The organism is Streptomyces murinus (assembly GCF_002154555.1).
Taxonomy (GTDB): domain Bacteria; phylum Actinomycetota; class Actinomycetes; order Streptomycetales; family Streptomycetaceae; genus Streptomyces; species Streptomyces murinus.
In genome coordinates this window covers 1-6,672 of sequence record NZ_MUNF01000272.1, presented here as the reverse complement: position 1 = coordinate 6,672, position 6,672 = coordinate 1, and the positions used below count along the sequence as shown (strand labels likewise).

At 73.4% G+C, this 6,672-nt stretch carries 6 protein-coding genes; 4 read left to right on the top strand and 2 right to left on the bottom strand.

The annotated features are described in order from the left end of the window. The coding region (locus CCN72_RS17815; protein WP_086808375.1) for a M56 family metallopeptidase at positions 1-823 on the top strand (823 nt) is incomplete at its 5' end. Positions 824-878: 55 nt separating this feature from the next. On the opposite strand, the gene CCN72_RS17810 is transcribed toward CCN72_RS17815, so the two are convergent. After that, positions 879-3,236, bottom strand: coding sequence for a glycoside hydrolase family 65 protein (locus tag CCN72_RS17810; protein WP_086808372.1), 2,358 nt, complete (start codon positions 3,234-3,236; stop codon positions 879-881). After that, positions 3,233-3,973, bottom strand: coding sequence for an HAD family hydrolase (locus CCN72_RS17805; protein WP_086808371.1), 741 nt, complete (start codon positions 3,971-3,973; stop codon positions 3,233-3,235). Before CCN72_RS17805 ends, CCN72_RS17810 begins: the two co-directional genes overlap by 4 nt. Before the next feature lie 106 nt (positions 3,974-4,079). On the opposite strand from CCN72_RS17805, the gene CCN72_RS17800 reads away from it, so the two are divergent. The 3 genes from CCN72_RS17800 to CCN72_RS38630 all read left to right on the top strand — a co-directional run. Next, a complete protein-coding gene (locus tag CCN72_RS17800) occupies positions 4,080-4,730 on the top strand; it encodes a nucleoside/nucleotide kinase family protein (protein WP_086808374.1) in 651 nt (216 codons plus the stop codon). A 450-nt stretch (positions 4,731-5,180) separates the two neighbouring features. Beyond that, positions 5,181-6,098, top strand: coding sequence for a MurR/RpiR family transcriptional regulator (locus CCN72_RS17795; protein ID WP_037652601.1), 918 nt, complete (start codon positions 5,181-5,183; stop codon positions 6,096-6,098). 325 nt (positions 6,099-6,423) lie between these two features. Continuing rightward, positions 6,424-6,672: hypothetical protein (locus CCN72_RS38630; RefSeq protein WP_425276154.1), on the top strand; the 249-nt coding region annotated here is incomplete at its 3' end.

Here is a 6,672-nt window from a genome sequence, read left to right as displayed (position 1 = left end):
CCGGTACGTCGCGCCCGCGGCCGCCGCGCGGGTGCTGGCCGCCGCCGCCGTGCTGACCGCCGGGGCCACCGCCTGGACGCTGGTGCTGCTCGGCGCGACGCTGCTCGGGGACGTGCCGGCGGTGGTGCGCGGCGCCGGGCAGGGCGGGGCGGCGGCCGATCCCGTGCCGGTGGTGATCGGTCTCGCCGCGTGTCTGGCGCTGGTGGTCGTCGGCGTGCGGCTGCACCGTGCCGTACGGGCCGAGCTGCGCACCCGCCGGGCGCTGCGGCGGCTGTGCGCGGGGCATCCTGCGGACACCGAGCTGATCGTGGCCGCCTCGGCGGTGCCGCGGGCGTGCGCGGTCCCCGGGCGGCCCGGCCGGATCCTGGTCACCTCGGCGATGCTGGGCGCGCTCGGGCCCGCGGAGCGGCGGGCGCTCCTCGCGCACGAGCGGGCCCATCTCGCCCATCGGCACGATGTCCTGGTCACGGCGGCCACTCTCGCGGCGGCGGCCGATCCGCTGCTGTGTCCGGTGCGTTCGGCCGTCGTCTACCTGGTGGAGCGATGGGCCGACGAGCGGGCGGCGGCCGTGGTCGGCGACCGCCGTACGACCGCGCACGCGCTGGCGCGGGCCGCGCTCACGGCGCAGCGGGGCGGCGCGGTGTGCGCGCTGCACTTCGCCGACCGCGCCGTCACCCGCCGTATCGCCGCCCTCCAGGCCGCCCCGCAGCCGAGCCTCGGGTCCGCCGCGCTGGCCGTGCTCGCCCTGAGCACCCTGCCGCCGCTGCTGGCGGCGGACGCCACGGGCGACCTCTTCCGCCTGCTGACGGGCGCGCCACTCTGAGCGGACCGGGCCCCCGTCCGGACCTCAAGAGGGCCGAGCCCCGGGAGATCCGGCCTCAGGAGGTCTGGTTCGGCACCCGGTGCCGTGGCTGCTCCGGCAGTGCCCGGCGGGGGCCCGGTGGTACGGCGCGGACGGCCGGCTCGGTCATGGTCACCGTGACGGCGTCCCCGTGGTGCCGCAGGTCCAGCGGCGGCCCGTCGAGCAGCTCGTACGTCGTCTTGTCCGCGTCGATCTCCACCCGCAGCCTGCGGCCCCGGAACTGCACATGGAAGGCGAGCCGGGAGAGCCGCTCGGGCAACCGGGGGGCGAAGCGCAGCCGTTCGCCGTCGCGGCGCATCCCGCCGAAGCCCGCGACCAGCGCCATCCAGGTGCCGGCGAGCGAGGCGATGTGCAGTCCGTCGCGGGTGTTGTGCTCCAGGTCGTGCAGGTCCATCAGGGCCGCCTCGGCCGTGTAGTCGTAGGCGAGGTCGAGATGGCCGGTGCGGGCGGCGACGACGGCCTGGCAGCAGGCGGACAGGGAGGAGTCGCGGACGGTCAGCGGCTCGTAATAGGCGAAGTTCCGGGCGATCTGCTCCTCGTCGTACCGCTCGGCGAACCAGCCGTCGCAGGTGTACAGCGCCAGCACCAGGTCGGCCTGTTTCACGACCTGTTTGCGGTAGAGGTCGAAGTACGGGAAGTGCAGCAGCAGCGGGTACTGGTCGGAGCGGGTGCCGTCGAAGTCCCAGCGCTGGTAGCGGGTGAACCCGGAGTGCTGTTCGTGGACGCCGAGTTCGGCGTTGTACGGCACATGCATCGCCCCGGCCGCGTCCCGCCAGGCCGCGCTCTCCTCCTCGTCCACCCCGAGCCGGGCGGCCTCGCGCGGATGGCGTTCGACGACATCGGCGGCGGCCAGCAGGTTCTGACGTGCCATCAGGTTCGTATAGGCGTTGTCGTCGGCGACCGCGCTGTACTCGTCGGGTCCGGTGACGCCGTCGAGATGGAAGACGCCATGGGCGTCGTGGTGGCCGAGCGAGCGCCACAACCGGGCGGTCTCCACGAGGAGTTCGACTCCGGCCTCGCGTTCGAAGGCGGTGTCGTCGGTGGCCTCGACATAGCGGACGACGGCGTCGGCGATGCCGGCGTTCACATGGAAGGCGGCGGTGCCGGCCGGCCAGTACGCCGAGCCCTCCGGTCCCGCGATGGTCCGCCAGGGGAACGCGGCCCCGGCGAGCCCCAGTTGGGCCGCGCGCTCACGGGCCTCGTCCAGGGTGCTGTACCGCCAGCGCAGCGCCTCGGCGACGGCCGCGGGCGCGGTGTGGGTGAGCACCGGCAGCACGAACATCTCGGTGTCCCAGAAGGCGTGTCCGTCGTAGCCGGAGCCGGTCAGGCCCTTCGCGGGTATCGCGCGCCGCTCCGCGCGGGCCCCCGCCTGGAGGACGTGGAACAGGGCGAACCGTACGGCCTGCTGGATCTCCTCGTCGCCGCTGACCTCGACGTCGGCGCGCGCCCAGAAGTCGTCCAGGCAGGCCCGCTGGTCGGCGAGGAGTCCGGGCCAGCCGTCGTGGGCGGCGGCCGCGAGCGCGGCGTCGACCTGGTCGGCCATCGCGGGCAGCGAGCGGGTCGCTGACCAGCCGTGGGCGACCAGCTTCTCCACCCGCAGGCTCTGTCCGGGCTCCAGGACGGAGGTGACGGTCAGCCGGGCCAGGTCGGTGCCGCTCTCGCTGCGGGTGGTGGTGCGTTCGGGTCCGCTGACGACATGGTCGGCGGCGACCGCGACCCGCAGGCCGCTGCGCCGGGTCCGGTGCACCAGGCGCAGCCGGTTGCCCGTGGCGAGATGGTCCTCCTGCTCCAGGGGCGACTGGAGCGCCATCGCGGCGCGCGGGTCGCCGTCGGAGCCGGGCAGGCTCTCGTTGGCGACCAGTTCGGACTGGATCACCACCCGGCTGCGCGCGTCGACGGCCTCCACCTCGTACGCCACGGCGGCCACCGCGCGCTGGGTGAGCGAGACCAGCCGGGTCGAGCGCACGCGGACCGTGGAACCGGCCGGTGAGGTCCACTCGCAGGTCCGCTCCAGCACCCCGCGGCGCAGGTCGAGCACCCGCTCGTGGGCGGTGAGGCGGCCGTAGCGCAGATCGAACGGCTCGTCGTCCACGAGCAGCCGCAGCACCTTGCCGTTGGTGACGTTGATGACGGTCTGGCCCGACTCCGGATAGCCGTACCCGGCCTCCGCGTACGGCAGCGGGTGCACCTCGTGCACACCGTTGAGGTAGCTGCCGGGCAGTCCGTGCGGTTCGCCCTCGTCGAGGTTGCCGCGCCAGCCGACATGCCCGTTGGACAGCGCGAACACGGACTCGCTCTGGGCGAGTACGTCGAGGTCGAGGGTGGTCTCGCGGACCGTCCACGGCTCGACGGCGTACGACCCCTGGGTGATCACCGCTTGCCTCCCAGCTCGGCGAGGTCCGCCACGACGACGCTCGCGCCGTGCGCGTACAGGGCGTCGCGCTGGCCGACCCGGTCGAGGCCGACGACGTACCCGAAGCCGCCCGCGCGGCCCGCGTCCATGCCGGCCTGCGCGTCCTCGAAGACGGCCGCCCGGGAGGGTTCGACGCCGAGGTCGTGGGCGGCGGCGAGGAAGGTGTCGGGATGCGGCTTGCCGGGCAGCTTGCGCTCGGCGGCCACCACGCCGTCGATGCGTACGTCGAAGAAGTGCTCGGCGTCCACGGCCCGCAGCACATCACGGCAGTTGGCGCTGGAGGAGACGATCGCGGTGCGCAGCCCCTCGGCGCGGACCGCCTCCAGGTAGCGCAGGGTGCCCTCGTACGCCTCGACGCCGCCGGTGCGGATCCGCTCCAGGAGCAGTTCGTTCTTCCGGTTGCCGAGGCCGTTCACGGTCAGCGCGTCCGGTGGGTCGTCCGACGTGCCCTCCGGGAGGTGGATGCCGCGTGACTCCAGGAAGGCGCGCACCCCGTCGGCGCGGGGGCGGCCGTCGACGTACTCGTCGTAGTCGGCGACCGCGTCGAACGGCCGTGCCCCCGCGCCCTCCTGGGAGCGCAGGAAGGCGTCGAACGTCTCCTTCCAGGCGGCCGCGTGCACCACGGCCGTCCTGGTGACGACCCCGTCGAGGTCGAAGAGGCAGGCCTGGATGTCGTCGGGGAGTCCGAGCTGAGTCATACCGAGGACTGTTCCCCATCAACGGCGCTCCAGCGAGTGTCCCGCGCCACAATTTTCCCGGTTTCGGGGTGACACACTCGGGGGTGTGCCGTTGACCTCCGACCATGTGCCCCCGACCTTCGACGACCTCCTCGCGCGCGCCCGCGCACTCCCCCGAGGCGGCCGGCGCGCCCTGCTCGGCATCGCGGGCGGCCCCGGCGCGGGCAAGTCCACCTTGGCCGCAACTCTGGTGCGCGCGCTGAACGCCGACGGGCCGCCGTGGGCCGCCCATGTCCCCATGGACGGCTTCCATCTGGCCGATGCCGAACTCGACCGGCTGGGGCGGCGGGACCGCAAGGGCGCGCCGGACACCTTCGACGCGGCCGGGTACGCGGCGCTGCTGCGGCGGCTGCGGGAGGAGCCGGAGGAGGTCGTGTACGCGCCGGGGTTCGAGCGGGTCCTCGAACAGGCGCTCGCCGGTGCGATCCCGGTACCGCCGGCCGCCCGGCTCGTGGTGACCGAGGGCAACTACCTTCTCCTCCAGGAGGGTTCCTGGGCGCGGGTGCGGCCGGCCCTGGACGAGGTCTGGTACTGCGAGATCCCCGAGGCCGAGCGGATCCGCCGACTGGTGGCCCGGCACGAGGAGTTCGGCAAGGAGCCCGCGGCGGCGCGCGCGTGGGTGCTGGGCACGGATCAGCGCAATGCCGAGCTGGTGGCGACGACGCGGGGGCGGGCGGATCTGGTGGTCCCGGCGGGGGCGATGCCGTCGCCTCGGTGACCCCTGGGTGACCTCCTGGGTGACCCCCTGGGTGACCTCCTGCGGGGGGGGGCGATGGCGCAGCCTTCGTGCTCTTTACGGGCGCTGCTGTCGGCTTTGGACCCCTACGGGGTGCGCGACTGTCGGCTTCGGGCCCCTGGGGTGCGCGACCGTCGGCTTCGCGTCCCCCAGGGGTGGGCTGCGCCGCCTTCGCTTGGGTGGCCGGGGCAGGCCGAGCCGGCCGGGCCGGGGTGACCCCTGGTCAGCCGGGCCGAGCGGCGCCGGCCTGCGGAGTCGATCGCCTCTCGGCCGTACGGGCCGGTCGGCCCTTGGTCGGCCCTTGGTCGGTGGGGCCGACTCCCCTGGCAGCGCCGGGCGGTGGGCCGGTTCCCTCGATTGCTGGTCAACCCGCTGGTCACGGCGCTGGGTGAGCTATGTTGAGTGCTCGTGGGAGACAAAGGAGACGGACCGGTGCCCTCGCCGCAGCAGGCCCGCGCACAGGCATCAGCGATCACTTCGGGCAAGACCGCGCCGGAGGTCGAGGCCGCCCCGACCTCTCAGCTCAGGGAGTTGTTCGACGGCCCCCGTCTGTCCCCGGGGCAGCGGCGGATCGCCCAGTATCTGATCGAACACATCACCGAGGCCGCGTTCCTGTCGATCACCGAACTGGCGGACCGGGTCGGAGTCAGCCAGCCGTCCGTGACCCGCTTCGCCGGTGCCGTCGGCTTCAGCGGCTACCCCGCGCTGCGCGAACGGCTCCAGTCGATCGCGCTGAAGGCCCTGGCGGGCGGGCCCGGTGAGCCGGACCGCGCCAATGAGCTACAGGCCGCCGTGGACGCCGAACTCGCGAACCTGGAGAACCTGCGCCGCGACTTCGCCGACCCGGACCGGGTGATCCACATCGGCCGCGAGCTGTCCCGCTCCACCCCGCTGACCGTGCTGGGCCTGCGCATCGCGGAATCGCTGGCGGAGTACTTCGGTTACGCGGCACGTCGTATCCACCCCGATGTACGGCTGGTCACCCGGGGCGGCAGCGTGGCCTACGACGCGCTGCTCCAGTCCCGCGAGGCCGGCGGCAGCTGGGTGCTGGCCTTCGCCATGCCCCGGCACTCGCACGAGACCCTCCAGGCGGTCCGGGTCGCGCACCGCGTCGGTCTGAAGGTCGCCCTGATCACCGACCTCGCGCTCGGGCCGCTGGCCGACGAGGCCGACGTCACCTTCGCCACCGGCACCGGCTCCCGGCTGGTCTTCGACTCCTACGCCGCGCCCAACGTGATGGCCGCGGCGCTGCTCCAGGCGATGACCGACGCCGACCCGGAGCGGACGCAGGCGCGGCTGGAGAAGTACGAGCAGGTGTCCGACCAGCACCAGTTCTTCGTACGGGACTGAGCGGTCCTGCGGCGCCGCCCGCACACCCGTGAAGATCTTGCGGTCGTCGACCGCCCGTAGACGGATCTTTCACCTCATATCGAGGATGAATGTTTTCATACGTCTTGCAAACTGCTCGGTATATATAAATACTCTGCTGGCGGATCGCCCGCACGGACATCCCTGACCGCCGTCACCTACCCGGACGGCGCCGAGGGTGTCCGGTGGTGCGGCGCCCCTGTGCCGCACCAGGGGCGGCCCCGGTCATCCCCTAGGCCGGGGCCGCCCGCATCTCGTCGGACCACCCTCACGACGCCGCAGACCGGAAGTGACCATGCCCGTGACCATGCCCCTGACCAGCACGCGCATCAGCCCCGACTGGCCCTGCCAGGTCAAGACCCCCGGCTCGTACGACTGGGAGCGCTCGGCCGCCAAGTGGCTGCGCGAGCTGATCCCGGCACGCTATGCCAGCTACCCGGCCCTGATCCGGCACCCCGTACTGCTCGCCCGGCACGCGCGGTCTGGAGCGCGGTGCGAGCCACCCGGATCTCCTGCTCCACCTGGATCTGCGCGTGCCGGGCGAGCAGTACGGGGT